Annotated in this window: 3 protein-coding genes; all 3 read left to right on the forward strand. The window is 59.0% G+C overall.

Annotation, left to right across the window (positions count from 1 at the left end):
- Positions 1-298: 298 nt before the first annotated feature.
- Complete coding sequence (locus OUZ52_RS22700; protein ID WP_266160878.1) at positions 299-511, forward strand: MbtH family NRPS accessory protein; 213 nt, start codon at positions 299-301, stop codon at positions 509-511.
- Positions 512-807: 296 nt separating this feature from the next.
- Complete coding sequence (locus OUZ52_RS22705; protein ID WP_266160879.1) at positions 808-1,125, forward strand: hypothetical protein; 318 nt, start codon at positions 808-810, stop codon at positions 1,123-1,125.
- A 23-nt stretch (positions 1,126-1,148) separates the two neighbouring features.
- The coding region (locus tag OUZ52_RS22710; protein ID WP_266160880.1) for a polyketide synthase at positions 1,149-1,798 on the forward strand (650 nt) is incomplete at its 3' end.

Genomic DNA, 1,798 nt, shown 5'->3' on the forward strand with positions numbered 1-1,798 from the left:
GCATGAGCAAAGCGTACGTGCGAGCAGGTCACGCGGGATGATGTTTTCACGCTCCTGTGGCAAGTCGCAAGAACTTGCTTATTGACAAGCCGCTCCGTGGTGCTCGAAGAATACAGGCGATGAGTGCAATGGATTTGTGTCTGCATGGCTCTCTTGTGTTCATGCCTTGAAACGGATTCAAGATCAGATCGCCATGCATCCGCGTGGCGCGCTTCGCGTTTTCGTAGCAGGCCAATTTCGTGTGGTGAGTGCGTTCGTCGTCCGCCAGGTCGATGACATTTTTTTCGCAGGAGCGTGCATGTCCAACCGTTCGATTCAGTCGGGAACGCTGTATGAAGTGGTGGTCAACCAGGAAACGCAGTATTCCATCCGGCCGTTGATCAAGGCCTTGCCGCTCAGGTGGGCGGAGGCTGGCAAGCAGGGTTCGAAAGAGGCCTTCCTGGCGTTCATCAGTGAGGTCTGGGCGAATATGCGGCATCTCTCGCTTCGCCAAGAGATGCGCGTCAGTTAGTCCGCGCCGCAAGCGGAAAATGCAATAAAGCAACGGCATCCTTTCCTGGGTCCATGACTCGCCAGATGGACGGCGTGGTTTGTTCCGCGCCATGCATCTGACGCCACGCGCCTGTTTGCGCGTATGCCCCGGAGGGCTGCTTGCCGAGTCTGCCGCACGTCACACCTGCGCCCGCCTGCCAGCGTCCTGGCGGATGGCGTGCCTTGGGGTGGGATTGTGGCCCGAAATGTGTGCGTTACATGTGAAGAATGTACGGCTTTTCTCAGGACAGGGCTCGCATCATTTTCAGATGGGGCTTGAACTACTCGATGGTGACGCGGGCTTTCGGCAAGCGATGCGTCACGCGGACGGCGTGGTGCGCGCGTTGCGGCGAGATCCCCCCTATCCGTTGCATCAGCGGGAAGGTTCTGCACGCCTTCCAAGAAGACTACTTCTGCTCCGCCGTGCGCGATGCGCCCATGCGGACCGTCATCAAGTTCTCGTTCGCAACCCCCAACGTTCCCCTTATCGCCAACGCCACGGCGCGGCCCTACGACGGGCAACACATGGCAGAAACGCTGACCATGCAGATTACGTCTGCTCCCTTGGTCAATGAGCAAGCGTTTCCCGAATAGCACATCACAGGACAGGCACCAGCATGAGCACTCATCAGTTACCGCCCCGGGAAAACGCGTCTCTGTCGAACAGCGGCGCGAGCGATGACGCCGCCATCCATACCGATGAAGGCGGGCCTATCGCGATTGTCGGCATGGCCTGTCGTTTCCCCGGTGCGGAAAACTACGAGCAGTTCTGGCAGAACCTGAGCGGCGGGTTGTCCGGCATCAGCGAGGTGCCCGAGAACCGCTGGGACAAGGAAGCGTTCTATTCGACTGATCCTCGCGAGAAGAACAAGTCCGTCAGCAAGTGGGGTGGCTTTGTCGATGGGGTGGAGTTCTTCGATGCCGATTTCTTCGGCATTTCGGCACGCGAGGCCCAGGTCATGGATCCGCAGCAGCGGATCATGCTGGAACAGGCGTGGGCATGTATCGAAGACGCCGGCTATGACCCGAAGGTGTTCAGCGGAAGCAACACCGGCGTGTATATCGGGGTGTTCAATTTCGACTATGAAGATCGCCTTGGCAATGCACTCGATGCGATCGAAGGCCATGTTTCCACCGGGACGCACACCGCGCTCATTCCCAATCGCATTTCGTACTTCCTGAACTTGCACGGGCCGAGCCTGCCGATCGATACCGCCTGCTCGAGCTCGCTGGTGGCGTTGCACAAGGCCGCGCATGCCATTCGCCG

The sequence above is a fragment of the Dyella silvatica genome (assembly GCF_026283955.1).
In the GTDB taxonomy this organism is placed as follows: Bacteria; Pseudomonadota; Gammaproteobacteria; order Xanthomonadales; family Rhodanobacteraceae; genus Dyella_C; species Dyella_C silvatica.

What these genes read in the sequence shown, in the direction of transcription:
- OUZ52_RS22700 (WP_266160878.1), top strand. Translation starts at nt 299, where the DNA reads ATGTCCAACCGTTCGATTCAGTCGGGAACGCTGTATGAAGTGGTGGTC.